This is a genomic window from Nocardioides sp., assembly GCF_041913365.1.
Taxonomy (GTDB): Bacteria; Actinomycetota; Actinomycetes; order Propionibacteriales; family Nocardioidaceae; genus Nocardioides.
Window position 1 is genome coordinate 18849 of record NZ_JAYSFM010000022.1, and the last position, 16876, is coordinate 35724.

The 16876-nt window shown below is 72.2% G+C and carries 17 protein-coding genes; 11 read left to right on the plus strand and 6 right to left on the minus strand.

Annotated features, from left to right (window positions below; all coding sequences use genetic code 11):
• Position 1 precedes the first annotated feature (1 nt).
• Together ACE3QY_RS22220 and ACE3QY_RS22225 are read right to left on the minus strand one after the other, a co-directional pair.
• The gene (locus tag ACE3QY_RS22220) at positions 2-772 is read right to left on the minus strand and encodes a 3'(2'),5'-bisphosphate nucleotidase CysQ (protein ID WP_374458251.1); all 771 of its coding nucleotides are present in this window, start codon (positions 770-772) and stop codon (positions 2-4) included.
• Positions 773-782: 10 nt separating this feature from the next.
• Positions 783-1553 carry a response regulator transcription factor gene (locus tag ACE3QY_RS22225; RefSeq protein ID WP_374458252.1) on the minus strand — a complete coding sequence of 257 codons (771 nt, stop codon included), beginning with the start codon at positions 1551-1553 and terminating at the stop codon, positions 783-785.
• Between the two features lie 366 nt (positions 1554-1919).
• On the opposite strand from ACE3QY_RS22225, the gene ACE3QY_RS22230 reads away from it, so the two are divergent.
• The 7 genes from ACE3QY_RS22230 (at position 1920) to ACE3QY_RS22260 (ending at position 9894) form a co-directional block, all read left to right on the plus strand.
• Positions 1920-2930 carry a sensor histidine kinase gene (locus ACE3QY_RS22230; protein ID WP_374458253.1) on the plus strand — a complete coding sequence of 337 codons (1011 nt, stop codon included), beginning with the start codon at positions 1920-1922 and terminating at the stop codon, positions 2928-2930.
• Entirely contained in the window at positions 2908-3591 is a 684-nt protein-coding gene (locus ACE3QY_RS22235; RefSeq protein ID WP_374458254.1) for a LuxR C-terminal-related transcriptional regulator, read from the plus strand. The genes ACE3QY_RS22230 and ACE3QY_RS22235 overlap by 23 nt, the downstream gene beginning before the upstream one ends.
• Before the next feature lie 140 nt (positions 3592-3731).
• Positions 3732-5195, plus strand: a complete 1464-nt coding sequence (locus tag ACE3QY_RS22240) for an exopolysaccharide biosynthesis polyprenyl glycosylphosphotransferase (protein WP_374458255.1) — start codon at positions 3732-3734, stop codon at positions 5193-5195.
• Positions 5185-5946: a hypothetical protein gene (locus ACE3QY_RS22245; RefSeq protein ID WP_374458256.1), complete on the plus strand. Its 762-nt coding sequence runs from the start codon at positions 5185-5187 to the stop codon at positions 5944-5946. The genes ACE3QY_RS22240 and ACE3QY_RS22245 overlap by 11 nt, the downstream gene beginning before the upstream one ends.
• A 5-nt stretch (positions 5947-5951) precedes the next feature.
• A complete protein-coding gene (locus ACE3QY_RS22250) occupies positions 5952-7214 on the plus strand; it encodes an MFS transporter (RefSeq protein WP_374458257.1) in 1263 nt (420 codons plus the stop codon).
• 5 nt (positions 7215-7219) lie between these two features.
• Positions 7220-8242, plus strand: coding sequence for a hypothetical protein (locus tag ACE3QY_RS22255; protein ID WP_374458258.1), 1023 nt, complete (start codon positions 7220-7222; stop codon positions 8240-8242).
• Positions 8243-8391: 149 nt separating this feature from the next.
• Positions 8392-9894, plus strand: a complete 1503-nt coding sequence (locus tag ACE3QY_RS22260) for a DUF4082 domain-containing protein (protein ID WP_374458259.1) — start codon at positions 8392-8394, stop codon at positions 9892-9894.
• An 11-nt stretch (positions 9895-9905) separates the two neighbouring features.
• On the opposite strand, the gene ACE3QY_RS22265 is transcribed toward ACE3QY_RS22260, so the two are convergent.
• A complete protein-coding gene (locus ACE3QY_RS22265) occupies positions 9906-10595 on the minus strand; it encodes a hypothetical protein (RefSeq protein WP_374458260.1) in 690 nt (229 codons plus the stop codon).
• Positions 10596-10637: 42 nt separating this feature from the next.
• Positions 10638-11516, minus strand: coding sequence for a hypothetical protein (locus tag ACE3QY_RS22270; RefSeq protein ID WP_374458261.1), 879 nt, complete (start codon positions 11514-11516; stop codon positions 10638-10640).
• A gap of 121 nt (positions 11517-11637) precedes the next feature.
• On the opposite strand from ACE3QY_RS22270, the gene ACE3QY_RS22275 reads away from it, so the two are divergent.
• Positions 11638-12297 (plus strand): polysaccharide deacetylase family protein, encoded by a 660-nt coding sequence (locus ACE3QY_RS22275; protein WP_374458262.1) that lies wholly within the window; start codon positions 11638-11640, stop codon positions 12295-12297.
• Positions 12298-12611: 314 nt separating this feature from the next.
• A complete protein-coding gene (locus ACE3QY_RS22280; protein ID WP_268111218.1) occupies positions 12612-12887 on the plus strand; it encodes an HU family DNA-binding protein in 276 nt (91 codons plus the stop codon).
• An 86-nt stretch (positions 12888-12973) separates the two neighbouring features.
• On the opposite strand, the gene ACE3QY_RS22285 is transcribed toward ACE3QY_RS22280, so the two are convergent.
• A complete protein-coding gene (locus ACE3QY_RS22285) occupies positions 12974-14047 on the minus strand; it encodes a PP2C family protein-serine/threonine phosphatase (RefSeq protein ID WP_374458263.1) in 1074 nt (357 codons plus the stop codon).
• 149 nt (positions 14048-14196) lie between these two features.
• On the opposite strand from ACE3QY_RS22285, the gene ACE3QY_RS22290 reads away from it, so the two are divergent.
• Complete coding sequence (locus ACE3QY_RS22290) at positions 14197-14571, plus strand: nuclear transport factor 2 family protein (RefSeq protein WP_374458264.1); 375 nt, start codon at positions 14197-14199, stop codon at positions 14569-14571.
• A 128-nt stretch (positions 14572-14699) separates the two neighbouring features.
• The gene (locus tag ACE3QY_RS22295; RefSeq protein ID WP_374458265.1) at positions 14700-16010 is read left to right on the plus strand and encodes a hypothetical protein; all 1311 of its coding nucleotides are present in this window, start codon (positions 14700-14702) and stop codon (positions 16008-16010) included.
• Positions 16011-16252: 242 nt separating this feature from the next.
• On the opposite strand, the gene ACE3QY_RS22300 is transcribed toward ACE3QY_RS22295, so the two are convergent.
• Positions 16253-16876: HNH endonuclease signature motif containing protein (locus tag ACE3QY_RS22300; protein WP_374458266.1), on the minus strand; the 624-nt coding region annotated here is incomplete at its 5' end.

Here is a 16876-nt window from a genome sequence, read left to right on the forward strand (position 1 = left end):
GTCACTCCGTCCCGTGGCGACGGACGAAGTCGATGATCTGCTCGGCCAGCTCGGGCCGGCACACGATCAGGTCGGGGAGCGAGGTGTCGTCCTCGTTGTAGACCAGCGGGGAGCCGTCGACGCGGCTGCAGTGCAGCCCGGCGGCGCGGGCGACCGCGACGGGGGCTGCGTTGTCCCACTGGTACTGCCCGCCCGCGTGGACGTAGGCGTCGGCGATGTTGCGCACCACGCTCATCACCTTCACACCGGCGCTCCCCATCGGCACCAGCTCGGCGTCGAGCTCGGCGGCCAGGGCCTCGACGAAGGCCGGCGGGCGGCTGCGCGAGACCGCGATGCGCGGGCGGTCGGAGGTGCGCGGCGGCACGACGGCGGGCCGGCCGGTGTTGAACGTCTCCCCCAGCGCGGGCTGGGCGACCGCGCCGGCGACGAGGTCGCCGTCCTCCCAGAGCGCGACGTGGACCGCCCAGTCGTCGCGCGGCGGCTCGGAGAACTCGCGCGTGCCGTCGAGCGGGTCGATGATCCAGACCCGGCGGGCGGTCAGCCGCACCTTGTCGTCGGCCGCCTCCTCGGAGAGGACGCTGTCGTCGGGTCGGTGCTCGGTCAGGATGCGGTCGAGCTCGGCCTGCGCGGCGGCGTCGCCGGCGTCCTTGAGCGCCTTGCCCTCCAGGCCCTCCTCCCCCGCCCGGGCTCGTACGTCGAGGAGCACCGTGCCGGCGCGCTCGGCCGCCCAGACGGCGAAGGCGTGGTCGTCGAGAGAGGTGGGATCGATCATGAGCCGCAGCCTAGCGACGGGCCGAGGCCTCCTCGGTGCCAGCCGGTGCCGCCCGGGGGCGAGGCACGAGATCCGCGCCGTCACCGACCTCGTGCACCTGCCGCAGCACGGCGACCGCCTCGAGCTGGGTCTTCGCGCCGAGCTTGCCGCGCAGCGTCTTCACGTGGCTGCGCACGGTCCCGCTCGTCACCCCCAGGAGCTCGGCCACCTCGCGCACCCGACGGCCCGACGAGAGCAGCTCGAGGACCCGGAGCTGCTGCGGCGTGAGCGTGTGCACGAGTTGCACGAGGTGCTGCCGCCTGTCAAGCGCCTTCGCCCACGCCTCCCGCATTTCTGCCCGTTTCTCAAGATCCATCAAGCGCTCGCCCGCGGCGAAGCGCTGGACGACCCGGGCGAGCTGGAGGACCGACGTCGCCATCGACACCACCTCGACCGCCTCCCCCTCGAGGAGCCCGCCCCACCAGGGGGCCGGAGGGCCGGCGGTCACCACGGCGATCCGGGCCTCGTCGAGGTCGAGCAGGCGGGTGATCTTCTCGCGGACGCCACGGCTGTCGAGCGCGTCCAGGATCACCACGACGTGGGGCGCAGATCCCTGCGAGGCGGCGATCCCCGCCTCGTGGACGAAGGTCTCCCACGCGTGGACGGCCACGGGGACGCCCTCGGCACCCAGCGCGGCGCCGACTGCCTGCGACACCAGCAGGTGCGGCGACACGACCCATGGCGGCGCACCGACGCTCGCCGGCGTCAGCGCGTCGTCGCGGTCGCGCCCCGATACGCCCATCACTTCTCCCTCGCGCAAGACGATGCCCACAACCCTGAGGGGTGGAGCCACCACCCGGGACCTCCAGCCGAGCAATGTGCACCGTTTTGGGGAGACGGTCACCACACCGTGAGCGTGACGGTCTTGAAAACCCCTGCCTGACCGCTTGGCCCTGCCTCAAGAGAGCCTTGACGAAGACTTCGGGAGGCCTGAAGACGGCGGACCAGACCGCTTTTGCCACGTTTTCGGTAGGCACCCACAATCCATGAACACCCCCACGAACCGGCATCCACTGCCTCGCGACGCACCACTCGGACGAGACAGCAGCAGGACCGGACACAGATCGACAGCTCGAAGAAGTCAGCGTCATCACATGGGGGGAAGCACATGCGTGGGGAGATCATCGGGGGACCGCACCGCCGGACGGGGGTGCTGGCCACGGGGCGCGGGGGACCCCGTGGGACCAGGCTCGCCGGGAGGGCCGGCAGCGAGGTCCTGACCAGGTGGGTGGTCGCAGCCGCGGCCCTGGTCGCGGGACAGGCTCTGCTCCTGTCACTGCTCACCTTCGGCGCCGGCTCGTCGCGTGACGTGGCCGGCCTGGCGTCACAGCTGGCCGTCGCCGTCCTCGGCGTCGGGCTCGTGACGGGGGCCCTCGTCGGCGTCCGGCGGGCCACTGCGCTCGAGCGGCGACGCACCGAGGAGGTCGACCAGGTCCTGGTCGCCGCCTCCCGCGACCAGCGCGAGCAGCTCCACGAGCTGCGGAGCACGGTCGCCGGCCTGGTGAGCGGGTCCGCCCTGCTGGACAACCCCGACATCCCGGCCGAGACCCGCGAGCACCTGTGGGCCTCCGTGCGGCGCGAGCTCGACCGCATGGAGCGGCTGCTCAGCAAGCGCGACGAGCCGGCCGCCGAGATCGACCTCGACGAGGCGCTCGGCCACATCCTCGACCTGCAGCACCTCAAGGGACGCCGGGTCGAGTTCCGCAGCAACGGCACCAAGGTGCGCGCCCGCTACGACGCGCTCGCCGAGACGGTCAACATCCTCATGGACAACGCGGTCACCCACGGTGGCAGCGAGAGCAGCGTGGTCGAGGTGGTCGAGCGCGACGACGAGACGGTGGACATCCGGGTCACCGACAACGGCTGCGGCATCCCCGAGGACCGGCGCACCGAGATCTTCGAGTGGGGCCACAAGGGCACCGAGTCGCCCGGTGAGGGCATCGGCCTGCACCTGGCCCAGCGCCTGATGACCGAGGACGGCGGCTCGCTGCGCCTGGCCGAGGACCAGGGCGTCGGCTCGTCCTTCGTCATCTCGCTGCCCGCAGCGCGACGCTCGATCGAGGACGAGGTCGGGACCGGCATCCTGGAGGACAGCCATGCATGGCTCCGCTCGGGCTGACCACCGCGTCCTGATCATCGACGACCACGTCCTCTTCGCCGAGTCCCTCGAGCTGGCGCTCTCCCTGGAGGGCTACGACGTGCGTCGGCTCGAGCTGCCGACCGAGGGCGGGTCGATGGCGACGCTGCGCTCGCTCGCCCTGCGGGCCAACCCTCGCACGGTGATGCTCGACCTCGACCTCGGACGGTTCGGCGACGGGATGAACCTGATCGCCCCGCTCGCCCGCGCGCACGTCAACGTCGTGGTGCTGACCGCGTCGGAGGACGTCGGCCGCTGGGGCGGCTGCATGCGGCTCGGGGCGCGCAAGGTGCTCCCCAAGAGCGGCGCGCTCCAGTCGGCGCTGGCCACCGTGCGCCGGCTCCACCAGGGCCTCCCGGTGATCGGGCGCGAGGAGCTGGAGTCGCTGCTCGACGCCTGGGCACGCGACCGCCAGGCCCACGACGACATCCGGCGCCGGCTCGACCTGCTGACGCCGCGCGAGCGGCAGGTCCTCGGCGCCCTGATCGACGGACGCACCGTGCGCACCATCTCCCAGGACAGCGTCGTGTCCGAGGCGACCGTGCGCACGCAGGTGAAGTCGATCCTCAACAAGCTCGAGGTCTCCTCGCAGCTGGCCGCCGTCGGGATGGCCAACCAGATCGGGTGGCGGCAGGGCGCGTGATCGCGCCCGGCCGCACCCCGGCCCTGCGTGGCTTTGCCGCATTTACGGCATGCCGCGGGGCGGTCGAATTCCTAGGGTCGTTGCATGCGGTGCCTGGGGAGGCACGAGCCAGCTGGGGCCAACATGGGGGTGGGCATCACATGACCGAAGCAGTCACGGTGCAGACGTCGATCACGGACGCGTTGGCCGACTCGCCGGCGCGACGCAGTCGCATCATCACCGTGCCGCGGCCGCGCACCGAGCGCGTGCCCGCGGTCGAGGCACCTCCCGCACGCCGCCGCACCGGCTGGGACTCCCGGCTCCGCGTGGGGACGGAGTGGGCGGCGCTGACCGCCGTCGCCGTCACCCTCGCCCTCCAGGTCCGGCTCCCGATCTGGATCGCACCTCTCGCGGCCACCAGCTGGGTGCTGGCGCTGGCCGCTGTGGGTCACTACCGGCGTACGACGCTGGGTGACACTCGGGCCGCAGCGCTGCTGCGCATCGCGAAGACAGGCGCGATCGCCCTCCTTGCCGCGGTGGCGGGCACCCCCCTGTCGACAGGCGCGGCCGCCCCCGCCGCCCTGTCGGTGCTCGTCATCGCTCTCGTCCTGACCCACGTCATGTTCGTGCTGGTCGCCGGCCGGCCGCGGGCCCGGATCGTGCTCGCGGGTCACCCCCGCGACATCCGCGACGCCCTGGTCGAGCTGCGGACCGTCAACAAGGACGACGTCGTCGCGGTCTGCCTGACCCGGCGCAGCAACCTGCCGTTCCTCGACATCCCGACCTACCTGGGCCTGACCGAGGCCGTGCCCGCCCTGGTCGCCGAAGGCGCCGACGCCCTCGTCGTGCTCCCGGGCCGACACACCGCACCCGTCGCGCTCCGCCGCCTGCAGTGGGAGGTCGCCTCGGTCGGCAGCGAGATCTACCTCGGCACCGGCCTGCTCGACGTCGAGCCGCAGCGCGCCCGCGTCATCTCCACCGCCGGCCTCGACGTGCTGCACGTCGCCCCGGCCGCCCTGGACAGCCCGCGGCGCCTCGTCAAGGGCGCCGTCGAGCGGACCCTGGCCCTGCTCGCCCTGATGGCCTTCCTGCCGGTGCTGGCGGTGCTGTGCGTGATGATCCGGCGCCAGAGCCCCGGCCCGGCGCTCTTCCGGCAGGAGCGGGTCGGCCGCAACGGCGAGCTGTTCACCATGATCAAGCTGCGCACGATGGGCACGGCCGCGGAGGAGGAGCGCAACACCCTGACGCTCTCCAACGAGCTCGACGGCGTGATGTTCAAGATCAAGTGCGACCCGCGGGTGACGCCGCTGGGCCGCAAGCTGCGCCGCTACTCGCTCGACGAGCTGCCGCAGCTGTGGAACGTCGTCCGCGGTGACATGTCGCTGGTGGGCCCCCGACCGGCCCTGCCGGGCGAGGTCGAGAACTACGACGTCGACCCCCGCCGCCGGCTGGCCGTCAAGCCCGGCCTCACCGGGCTGTGGCAGGTCTCCGGCCGCTCGGACCTCTCCTGGACCGAGTCGGTGCGCCTCGACCTCAAGTACGTCGACAACTGGTCGCTGCGTCTCGACGCGTCGATCCTGGCCCGCACCGTCCGGGCCGTGCTGGGGCACCGCGGTGCCTACTGAGCAGGCCCGCCCGGCCCGGCTGGTCCTGGCCACCTGCGTCGCCACGGTCCTGCTGCTCGGCGGCTGCGCGGACGGCTCCGCGCCCGAGGACTCCCCCGCCGCGGGCGCCCCGTCCGGCGGGGCGGACGACGGGACCTCGTCGGGTTCGGGCGGCGCGGCCGGCAAGTCCGGCCAGTCCGGCAAGGCCGGCAGGTCCGGGAAGCCCGGGAAGGCCGGCGCGACCTCGGAGTCCTCGTCGGGCACGACCGCGGATCCCGACAGCGAGTCCAGCCCGACGCCGGAGAACGGCGGGGGCTCCGACCCGTCGGGCACGGTGCTGGAGGTCCCGGTCGCCGCGGAGACGACCGTCGACAGCCTCGGCGAGCTGCTCGGCGACACCGACCGGGCGCTCGTGACGGCGCCGCTGCCCCGGGCCGCGAGCGCCCGTGGCCGGCTGGTCGGGGGCTTCCCGACCGTGCTGCGGCCCGCCCCCGGCTCCCGGGTGGACACCAGCAGCGTCTCGCCCGCCGACGACCGCCTGCAGGTGGCGCTCGTCGGCTCCACCTCGCTCGCACCGGCGAAGGTGCTGCTCGCCTACCGCACCCGCCTCGCGCGCCGCGGCCTCCTCGAGCAGGCGACCCCGCAGACGGCCGCCGGCTCGCAGGCCGCCGCGCTCCGGCGCGGTCGCAGCGTGGTCACGATCACCGTCACGCGGCAGGGCACCCGCACCAGCTACTCCGTGATCGCCTCGCTGCACACCGGGAGCGAGTGAGACGGATGTACATCTCCGTTCGCGACCGCCCCGCCACCGACCAGGCGAAGGCGACCGGCACCGCCCGCGCCGCGAGGCCGCCCGTCGGTCGTGTGGTGATCGTGCTGGGTGTCGTCTCCATGCTGACCGACATCTCCTCGGAGTCGGTCGCCGCGATCCTGCCGCTCTACCTCACGGCCGTCGTGGGCCTCACGCCCGTGGCGTACGGACTCGTCGACGGTCTCTACCAGGGGGTCAGCGCGCTCGTCCGGCTCGGCGGCGGCTGGCTCGCCGACGCGGCCGACCGCCCGAAGTGGGTGGCGTTCCTCGGCTACGGCGTGTCCGCGATCGCCCGCGTCTTCCTGCTCTTCGCGACCGGCGCCGCCGGCATCGCAGCCGTGGTCACGGCCGACCGCATCGGCAAGGGCATCCGCACCGCGCCGCGCGACTCGATGATCAGCACCTCCACCCCGACCGAGCACCTCGGCCGGGCCTTCGGCGTGCACCGGATGCTCGACACGATCGGCGCCGCACTCGGGCCGCTGATCGCCTTCGGGCTGCTCTGGGCGGTGCCCGACGACTACACCGTCGTCATGGTGGTCTCCCTCGCCTTCGCCCTGGCGGGCGTGGCGCTGCTCGGGCTGCTCGGCCCCGACGTGCGGGTCAAGCGCGAGCACACCGGGCCGACCCCGCCGCCGTTCCGCTGGCGCGACCTGACCGACCGCCGGCTCCGGCCGCTGCTGGCCGTGGCCGCCGGGCTCGGCCTGCTGACGGTCGGCGACGGCTTCATCTACCTCGCGCTCCTCGACCACGCCGACGTCACGGTCACCTGGTTCCCGCTCTTCTACGTCGGCACCAACGTCGCCTACCTGGCGCTCGCCGTGCCGGTCGGCCGGCTGGCCGACCGGGTCGGGCGGGCCCGGATCCTGGTCCTGGGGCACGTCGCGCTGGTCGGCGCCTACCTCTGCTCGGTGCTGCCCACCTCGACGGCCGCCGCGACCATCGGCACCCTCGTCCTGCTCGGCGCCTTCTACGCCGCGACGGACGGCGTGATCGCCGCCGTCGCCGGTAGGCTCGTGCCCGTGCAGGCACGCTCGAGCGGCATCGCCGCCGCCCAGACCGTGGTGGCCCTGGCCCGGATGCTCGCCTCGGCCGGCTTCGGCCTGCTGTGGCTGCTGCTGGGCCCCGCGACGGCGATGGTGTCGGTGGCAGCGCTGCTGGTGCTGGCGATCCTGCTCGCGTCGACCCGGGTGGGCCGTCTCGACGGCGCCGTGACCACCGCCGCCTGACGCCCATGGACTGGGGTGCGCGCACGCGGGTGCTGGCGTTCGTCGGCATCGTGGCAGTGCTCGTCGCCGCGGCCGCGGCGTACGTCCTCAGCCAGGGCCGGGAGGTGCGCGAGCAGCGCCGCGCCGAGCCCGAGGCCGCCCAGACGCCGGTCACCGACGTCGTGGACGGGCCGCGCATCGTCTTCCGGCACACCGGGCTCGACCGCGAGGTCGGCGTGGTCGCGATGGTGCCGCTCGACGACCCCGGCGGCGCCCGGGCCTTCACCGGGGTGTCCTGCGACCGCGTCGCCGCCCGGGCGGACGGCGCCTCGTGCCTGACCATCGACCGCGGCGTCGTGACGACGTACGAGGCGCACTCCTACGACGCGGACTGGCAGGAGGTCGACACCTCGCCCCTGCCCGGGATCCCGAGCCGCACCCGGCTCTCCCCCGACGGCACGCTCGTCGGGACGACCTCGTTCGTGTCGGGGCACTCCTACATGACGTCCGGCTTCTCCACCGCGACGGAGATCCACTCCTTCGACGGCAGCACCACCTGGGGCAACCTGGAGAAGTTCGACCTCGTCATCGACGGCGAGGAGGTCAGGCCCACCGACCGCAACATCTGGGGCGTGACCTTCGTCGACGACCGGACCTTCTACGCCACCGTGGCCACCGGGGGCCGCACCTGGCTGGTCGAGGGCGACCTGACCGACCGCACGCTCACCTCGGTCTCCGCCGACGCCGAGTGCCCCGCGCTGTCCCCGGACGGCTCGCGCGTGGCGTTCAAGGTCGACGTGGACCCGGGCCGCAAGATCGTGTGGCAACTCGCCGTGCAGGACCTCGCCAGCGGCGAGCGCACCCTGCTGGAGCAGGGACCGCGCGGCGTCGACGACCAGGTGGAGTGGCTCGACGACGACACCCTGCTCTACGGGCTGCCGCGCCAGGACGAGCCCGGCGTGACCGACGTGTGGTCCCTCGACACCACCGCTGACGCCGAGCCGCAGCTGCTCGTCGAGCAGGCCTGGTCCGCGACCGTGGTGCGGTAGACACCCCTGCTGCCATCGTTTGGGGAAGTTCCTGCACCGGCTTGTGGTGCCGACGGCGGCTTGTGGAGGATGCCCCGGACTGCGTCCCCACCGCAGTATCGTTCCCCTACCCCCGTTCCCGACCCCCCGGGTGACAGCGAGGTTCCTTGATGCACTCCCCCGTGCGCCACACCCCCACGCACGCTCCGCAGCACACGTCCCAGCACACTCCCCGGCGCTCCCCGCGCCGTCTCCGCCGGCTCGCACCGGTGGCCCTCCTGGCCGCAGGCCTGGGCGCAGTGGTCCTGACCGGACCCGCCCCCGCCGCGCCGACCGCCGACCCCCAGCGCGCCGCGGCGACCGTCGGCGCCTTCGGCAAGGGCCAGCCCTCCGGCGTCGTCGTACGCCGCGGCCCCTCCCGCGAGGTCGGGATGCGCTTCTCCCCCAAGACCGACGGCAAGGCCGTCGGCGTGCGCTACTACAAGGCGCAGGCCTGGAAGGCCGCGACGCCGCGCTCCGCCACGCTGTGGTCCCGCAAGGGCAAGAAGCTCGCGCGCACCTCGATCGCCCCCGTCCAGGGCACCGGCTGGCAGTCGGTGAAGTTCAGCTCGAAGGTCAAGCTGAGCAAGGGCAACGTCTACGTCGTGTCCGTGCACACCCGCGGCAAGGGCATCCACGCCGCCACGCCCGGCGGCTTCGCCAAGGGCCACTCCAACGCGCAGCTGCGCGTGCCCGGCGACCGCAACGGCTGGACCAGCGTGTCCGACCGCCCGACCTACCCGGGCAGCGAGGCCCGCGGTGACACCAACTACTGGGTCGACGTCCGCTTCAAGCCGAGCTCCGCCCAGGACCCGACGCCCACCCCGACCCCGACGCCCACCCCCGCGGGTGGCTGGCCGGGCCCGGACAACACGGGCGTCCCCGCCGGCACCACGCTCGCCCCCTACACCGGACCGTGCACGATCACCTCGGCCCGCACCATCTCCGGCGCCGACGTGCTCAGCAAGTGCCAGGACGCGCTGGTCATCCAGACGACGGGCGTCGTCATCGAGAAGTCCCTCGTCCCGGGCGTGTGGTCCATCTACGGCGACGGCGACAGCTCGGTGACCATCTCCGACTCCGACGTGCGCGCCGGCGCCGTCTCCACCGCGGGCATCTGGGGCTACAACATCAAGGCCACCCGGGTCGACGTCACCGGTGGCCAGCACAGCTTCCAGTGCAACAACAACTGCGAGGTCACCGATTCCTGGCTGCACGACCAGCACAACCCCGACGGCGGCAGCTTCCACAACAACGCGTTCATCTCCAACGGTGGTCACACGATGGTGGTGCGCCACAACACGCTCCACTGCACGTCGATCCTCAACAGCACGGACGGCGGTTGCAGCGGTGACCTGTCGCTCTTCGGCGACTTCGACCCGATCGACGACGTGACCGTCGACAACAACCTGTTCCGCGCCAACAACTCCTCGATCTCCTACTGCCTCTACGGCGGAGCGTCGAGCTCGAAGCCCTACGAGGCGACGAACGTCCGGGTCACCAACAACGTCTTCGAGCGTGGCGCCAACCGCAAGTGCGGCGTCTACGGCCCGGTGACGTCGTTCGACCGCAACGCCGCCGGCAACCAGTGGTCCGGCAACGTCTGGGACAGCGGCGAGGCCGTCAACCCGTAGTCACCGCCAGATCAGAGGGCTCCTCCACCGACCGCCACGAGCGACTTGGTCAGACCGGCCACGCGCTCGTGGTGGATGGTGGAGCCCGGGAAGTACGACTTCAGCTCGGCGATGCCGACCAGCTCGGTCCACTGCACCTCGGACATCGCGTCCTCGCGCGTGTCCGGGCTGCTGTGGGCCAGCGGCCACTTCGCGGCCAGCCGGGCGCGGGCGGCCATCGGCATGAACTGCAGGCCCGGGAAGAGCCAGTGCGGCTCGAGCGGGAAGTAGCGGTAGGGCGTCTGCACCCAGTGCCGGGGCGCCAGCGCGTGCACCTCGCGCGCCAGGGCGGCCCGCTGGGCGTGCCCGCCGACGTGCTCCAGCAGCGAGTTGGAGAAGACGACGTCGTACGACCCGGGCGCGCCGGCGGCGGCGAGCGCCTCGCGGGCGCGGCACGCGTCACCGGTGACCGGCACCATGGCCGGGTCGTCGGAGTCGCCGGGCTCGAAGAGGTTGAGCACGGTGACCTCCTTCGGCTGCACGGGCGCGCGGCGCCACCACTCGACGGTGCCGCCGAGGTCGAGCACCGACATGTTCGCCAGGTCGGGGAAGGCCCGCTTGACCAGCTCCCAGCGGGCGGCCCGCGTGCGTGCACCGGCCGATCCCGGCGCGTCCACCAGGACGTGCCTCAGCCGCGCTGCGACACCACGGTTCTCCGTCATCGTGTTCCCCTCGTCATCGTCGTGCCTTGGTCTGCGGGCCGCTCACCACGGCACGCACATGAGCTCGCTGTACAGGTAGTCGACCGACCGCGGTGACAGCCCGTCACCGCGGAACATCCGGGGCCGCGGCGCGGCCTGCCGGCGCGAGAGTCGTGGCGGTCGGCCCGCGACCCGTCTCTCGGCGAGGGTGACCAGCGCGCGGTGCCGCAGCAGCAGGTGGCGGTACGGCGCGTGGCCGGCGCGCGCCAGCACGGCCGGGTCGGAGACGTGCAGCAGCGAGGCGAAGAGCGGCAGCCCCTTGCGTCGCTCGCGTCGCGCGATCACGTAGCAGGTGTCGTCGCCCACCCGGACCACGAAGTGCAGTGCGGCTGCCGCCGACCGGTGGTCGCGGTAGACCCGGAGGTCGCGCTCGGAGAGCGACGCCTCGATCTGGGCCGGCGCCGTCAGCACGCGCACGCCGCGCCTCGAGGGCAGCGGCAGGTTGGGCACGAGGGCGGTCGACGTGTCGAGCCGGCTGAAGCCGAGCCGCTCGTTGAGGGCCACGACGTTGCCGCTCGGCGAGAGGTCCACGAAGTCGTAGCCGCGCTGGCGCAGCATCGCCCGCGCGAGGCGTACGCCGTGGGCGCGGTGCTCGTCGAGCACGCACCAGGCGGCCAGGTTGCAGATCCGGCGTGCCTGCCCGTCGACCTCGCGCTCGGAGTAGAAGGCCAGATAGGTGCCGATGACCGTGTCGCCCTGCCGCAGCAGGAAGCCGTGGTTGGGTGCGTCGACGCTCCACGGTGGCACGGCGCTGCGCGCCCACTGGGCAGCGCTCAGCCTGCTGTTCAGGTGCTGGTGCAGGAACTCGGCGACGTCGGCGACGTCGGCGTCGGTGATCGGCGCGAGCTGCACCTGCTCGTCCACCCCCACGGACTCCCCCATGGTCCTCACCGTAGGAAGCAGCCGACCTCGAGCGCCGCCTCGACGGGGCACATACCTCCAATTGGGGAGCCTCGGTCCCGGGACCACCTCAGGCGTCCTGCCGGTCACCTACCTTTCCGGCATGCGTGTGGTGAACGTCTGCTTCCACGGCATCGGCACACCGCAACGCGTGCTCGAGCCGGGCGAGGACTCCTACTGGATCAGTCGCGACACCTTCCTGGGCGTCCTCGACCGGGTGGTGGACCGCGACGACGTCCGGCTGAGCTTCGACGACGGCAACTCCTCCGACGTGGAGATCGCGCTGCCGGCGCTGCTCGAGCGCGGCTTGACCGCGACGTTCTTCGTGGTGGCCGGTCGCCTGGACCAGCCGGGAAGCCTGGGCTCCGACGACGTACGCCGCCTGCGCGACGCCGGCATGACGATCGGCAACCACGGCATGACCCACCGCCCGTGGCGCGGGCTCGACGCGGCGCGCCGCCACGAGGAGCTGGTCACCTCACGTGAGGTGCTGGAGGAGGTCACCGGCAGCCGGGTGCACGACGCCGCGCTCCCGCTCGGCCGCTACGACCGGGGCGTGCTCGAGGCGTTGAAGCCCCTCGCCTACCGCTCCGTGCAGACCAGCGACCGCCGCTGGGCGCGCACCGACCGTTGGCTCCAGCCGCGCTACTCGATCCGCAACGGCGACACGCCCCGCTCGGTCGAGCGGGAGGTGCTCCGGCGTCCGGCGCTCCCGATGCGGGCCCGGTCGGCCCTCGTCGGCACGGTCAAGCGCCTGCGCTGAACGCCGCCCCAGCACGCCGGCTCCAGACACCCGGAGATCCGCCGGGGGCGGGCCCACGACGGTCCCTGCGGCCCCACCCCCACGGAAGGACCGCAGGGACTCCCCCGCAGGCCGCCCCCGTGTGCTGGAGAGCAACAGGGGTCACGTTAGTCCTCGATCGGCACCTCGTGACCCTGCCTGAGGGGGATGTCTGGACCGGGTGCCGCGACGCCTGCCGTCGACGTTCCTCACCCTTCAGGGTTGGGTGGCTCTACACCCGTTGCCGTGGGCACTGTTGAATGGCGGCCGTCCACACCTACTAGCAGGAGCTCCACGTGAACAAGACTGAACTGCGCGACGCCATCGCCTCGCACGCCGAGCTGAGCAACGCCCAGGCCGACAAGGCCCTCGAGGCCGTCATCACCTCCATCACCAACGCCGTCGCCGGCGGCGACAAGGTCACCGTCCCCGGCTTCGGGACGTTCGAGTCCCGTGAGCGCTCGGCGCGCACCGGCCGCAACCCGCAGACCGGCGAGACCATGGAGATCGCCGCGAGCAAGGCGCCGGCCTTCAAGCCGGCTGCTGCGTTCAAGAACGCCGTCAACGGCTGACGCAGCACCAGCTTCGCGGCGGGGCCGCCGGCGGGACGCACGACCACGTGCCCTGCCGGCGGCCCCGTCGTCGTTGCGAACGCGGCTCAACGGGGAAGCGAGCTGCCCCAGTCGTGCTGGGCGTCCTCGGGGCGGTAGTCCTGCTCGTCGACCGCGTGCTCGAGCAGCAGCACCGCCAGGTCGTCGGCGGCGTCGGTGCTGCCCCTGGCGTGGTCGCGCGTCAGGTCGAGGAGGCGGTCGACCGCGGCGTCGACGTCGAGACCGACGAGGTGCGGTGCGAGGTCGAGCAGGTCGAGGAACTCGCCCTGCGCGTCACGCGCCTCACTGAGCCCGTCGGTGTAGATCAGCAGCCGGTCGCCGGGCTCCCAGGTGAAGTCGTGCCGCTCGTAGGCGAACCCGAGGCCGAGCGGGAGGTCGTTGTCGACCTCGACGAGCTCACTGGAGCCGTCGGGATGGATGAGCAGCGGGGGCGGATGACCCGCGGCGACGATCTGCGGGCGGCCGGAGTCGGTCACGTCGAGGAGGATCGCGGTGACGAACTCCTCGGGGTCGAAGAACGGCAGCAGGTAGGCGTTCATGTCGTCGGCGACGTCGTCGAGCTCCTGCTGGAACGCGGCGGCCTGGCGGAACGACCGGATCACCCGCGCGGCCTGCTCGACGGCGCCGAGTCCTTTGCCGCGGACGTCTCCGATGAGGAAGCGGGTGTGGGTGCGGGAGTGGTAGCAGTCGTAGAGGTCTCCGCCGATCACGGCGTCCGCCGTGGCCGAGCGGTAGCGCACGGCGATGTTGACGCGACGGGCGTGGGCGGGCAGGACCGGTAGGACGGCCCGCTGGGCGACCTCGGCGAGCCGGCTCACGTGCTGGAGCTCGCGCTCGCGCCGGACCCGGATGTGGGCGACGACCGCGGCGGTCGTGGAGAAGGCGACGACGGAGAGGACGCGTACGCCGTGCTGCGCCAGGCTCTGGTCGTGGTTCCACCAGTACGAGCTCGCCGCAGCCAGGAGCGCAGCGACGCCGAACGCTGCGGTGGGCCTCGGCGGCAGGACCGCGCAGGCGACCATCGGCGACAGGGCGAAGAGAACCGCCAGGGACACGCTCGGGAGGAGCAGGTCGACCAGGACCAGCACCAGCAGCGTGGTGCCGGCCAGTGCGACCCCCACCCTGCGAAGCTCGGCGTTCACCTGAGACTGTCCCCCGTCCGTGTGGGCCATGGTTCCCGTCGTGGCCCGGAGCCATACCCTCCCCGATCAGGCCACCGGATGCGGTCACATTGCGTCGATTGGCCGCGGCGCCGTGTCACGCTGGACGCGTGGGCGATGAGGAACAGGTCCTCGAAGCAGCACGGGCACGAGCAGCTGCCCTCGCGAGGGGTGATGCGGCTGCGCTGCTCGACCTCCTCGACGAGCGATTCCGGTGGGTCACCCACCTGGGCGAGGTCCTGGACCGAACCGAGTACGTCACCCGCAACACGGCGGGCCACACCGTCTGGCGTTCGCAGGACCTTGGCAACCCGCGCGTCGTCGTCGTCGGCGACACCGCCGTCCTCCATGCCGAGGTGACTGACGTCGTGCTGTCCGGCGACACCGAGAACGAGGAGCTCCGGATGCCGATGACCCAGGTCTGGGTGCGCGCAGCCGGCGGCTGGCGCTGCCTCGTCGGTCACGCAGGCCCTCGCCTGTCCTGACGTCCACGTGTGGTGCGGGCAGGAGTCCGCACATGCCGATGAGCGGACGTCGGCGCCAGTCAGCAGGTCGTGACAACCTTTCGGTCCGATGCGTGGTCATACGTGTTCGTCAACGAACAAGGGAAATCATGAGGACCATCAGTCTGACCGCCGTCGCGCTTCTCGGCGCGACGCTGCTCGCGCCGATAAGCACGGCCGCCGCAGCGGGCGAGACATGTCAGGGGCAGGCGGCGACCATCGTCGGGACGCCCGGGGGTCAGATCACCGGAACGGAGGGCGCGGACGTCATCGTCACGAACGACGCGGACCGTGTCGACGCGCTCGGCGGCGATGACCTCGTGTGCGCGACCGGCGTTCGCGGCGGCTACTACTCCGTCTTCGCCATCCTCGGGGCGGGGGCCGACACGTTCATCCCCTCCGAGCGCGGCGGATCCACGATCTACGCGGGCACGGTCGACGGCACCGACACCGAGGCCGACGTCATCCGCTCCAGCGGTACCGGCGGCCTCGTCATCTCCGGCATGGCAGGCCAGCCCAACGCCGACATCATCGACCTCGGCAGTAACGGCATCGGCGAAGTCAGGTGGAGCGGCATCCAAACCGCCCCGGGCGCGGTGTCCGTGGGCCCGGGCGGCTTCGGCATCTTGAGCGTCCGATCCGCCGACGGCGACGTCACCATGGACGCCAGCGGCACAGTGACGGGCGCCGATACGGCGCTCACCTGGACGGGCCAGTTCGCCCGGCTCGGTTTCACTACGTCGGCCGAGTACGGACGGTTCACGTTCCGCGGCACCGACCGCACCGAGCGCGTCATAGTCAACGCGCCGATGACGTATGACCGCGACATCGCGCTGAGCGGCGGCGACGACCTCTACGAGTCGAACAGCCTGGGCGGAAAGGCGACGCGGATCAAGGGCGACGGTGGGAACAACGCGCTACTGCTCGACCTGAATAGCCACGACCGGGTGCGCGCCGACCTGAGCGGTCACCGGGTGACGGCCACCAAGGCAGGCGTGGAGGAATCGGTCCGCGTCCGCGGCTTCAATAGCCTCACCGTGGCCGCGAAGCGCGCCGTCGTCATCGGCACCGACCGCACGGACTACATCACCGTCGCCGCGTGCCGAACGACGATCAAGGGAAAGAAGGGCCGGGACGTATTTTACGCTGAGGTCAAATACAGAGGCACTCGCGCAGACCCTTGGATTAGGCCTGAGTGCTCCAACTACGAGGCCACGATCGACGGCGGCCCGGGCAACGACCTCATCTATGGGAGCCCCGGCGATGACCGCCTCATCGGCGGCCTGGGCAACGACGGCATCACCGGGATGAACGGCGATGACCGCCTCGTCGGCGGCCCGGGCAACGACAGCGTGGAGGGTAAGAAAGGGCGCGACGTCTGTCAGGGCGAGCGGGTGCGGGACTGCGAGAAGCGCCTCTGACCCAGCGATAGGCGCGTCTCGTGCCCCGCAGTGGGTGAGGTAGCAGCCGGGCCGTCCCCCTCCCAAGGGCGGCCCGGCGGCCCGTCCGCGGTCTGACCGCGCAGAGCAAGCAGCGACCTCGATAGAAGGCGGAGGACAACTTCCCCAAAGCGTCCGCTCATGCCGCAATGAGGGCCAGGCGCAACGCCCTGGACGTGCCAGTGGCCCCGCCATCGTGGTGACTGGCGGGGTGTGGGGCGGGGTCATGGTCGGGCGTGTGGGTCCGGCGGCTCGTCGGGGTTGATCGGGCTCGTGCCGGTGCGGTCGCGGAGGTAGCGGTGACCGTGGGGGCTGGTCCACTCGAACATCCCGGGCGCGACCATCGTGTAGGTCCAGGCGGCGTGGGTCTTGAGGCGGTGGTGGAACCGGCACAGGCAGGCCAGGTTGGACGTGGTGGTGGGGCCGGGCTGTGGTCGGCCTTCGGCTTCGGCCTGGTGGTCGTACTCGACGATGTGGTCCACGTCCGCGCGGCGGGCTGGGCGGGCGCACCAGGGGAAGACGCAGGTGCGGTCGCGGAGAATGATCTGTTCGCGGATCCGGGCGGGGATCTCGTAGCCCGGTGCGGAGAGCTCGGCGTTGAGGTCGATGACCGGCTTGATCGTGACCTTGGTGTGGGTGTCGGTGCACCAGGCCTTGACCTGGTCGAGCAGGACGAGGCGTTGGCCTTGCTCGATGCGGCCGGTGGGACCGAGCACGGTCTGGACGCCGGTGGTGGTGGTCTGGAAGTGGGCGTGGATGACCACCTCCCGGGCAGCGGGTCGGCCCGACACCTGGTCGGGTCTCGATACGCCGGCTCGTTCCTCACCGGCTACTCGACCACCTTGAGG

Excerpts from the sequence above, each read along its gene's own strand:
- ACE3QY_RS22225 (WP_374458252.1), bottom strand. The coding sequence starts at position 1,553 with ATGGGCGTATCGGGGCGCGACCGCGACGACGCGCTGACGCCGGCGAGC.
- ACE3QY_RS22265 (WP_374458260.1), bottom strand. The coding sequence starts at position 10,595 with ATGACGGAGAACCGTGGTGTCGCAGCGCGGCTGAGGCACGTCCTGGTG.
- ACE3QY_RS22270 (WP_374458261.1), bottom strand. The coding sequence starts at position 11,516 with ATGGGGGAGTCCGTGGGGGTGGACGAGCAGGTGCAGCTCGCGCCGATC.
- ACE3QY_RS22275 (WP_374458262.1), top strand. The coding sequence starts at position 11,638 with ATGCGTGTGGTGAACGTCTGCTTCCACGGCATCGGCACACCGCAACGC.
- ACE3QY_RS22220 (WP_374458251.1), bottom strand. The coding sequence starts at position 772 with ATGATCGATCCCACCTCTCTCGACGACCACGCCTTCGCCGTCTGGGCG.
- ACE3QY_RS22255 (WP_374458258.1), top strand. The coding sequence starts at position 7,220 with ATGGACTGGGGTGCGCGCACGCGGGTGCTGGCGTTCGTCGGCATCGTG.
- ACE3QY_RS22230 (WP_374458253.1), top strand. The coding sequence starts at position 1,920 with ATGCGTGGGGAGATCATCGGGGGACCGCACCGCCGGACGGGGGTGCTG.
- ACE3QY_RS22250 (WP_374458257.1), top strand. The coding sequence starts at position 5,952 with ATGTACATCTCCGTTCGCGACCGCCCCGCCACCGACCAGGCGAAGGCG.
- ACE3QY_RS22240 (WP_374458255.1), top strand. The coding sequence starts at position 3,732 with ATGACCGAAGCAGTCACGGTGCAGACGTCGATCACGGACGCGTTGGCC.
- ACE3QY_RS22260 (WP_374458259.1), top strand. The coding sequence starts at position 8,392 with ATGCACTCCCCCGTGCGCCACACCCCCACGCACGCTCCGCAGCACACG.
- ACE3QY_RS22295 (WP_374458265.1), top strand. The coding sequence starts at position 14,700 with ATGAGGACCATCAGTCTGACCGCCGTCGCGCTTCTCGGCGCGACGCTG.
- ACE3QY_RS22235 (WP_374458254.1), top strand. The coding sequence starts at position 2,908 with ATGCATGGCTCCGCTCGGGCTGACCACCGCGTCCTGATCATCGACGAC.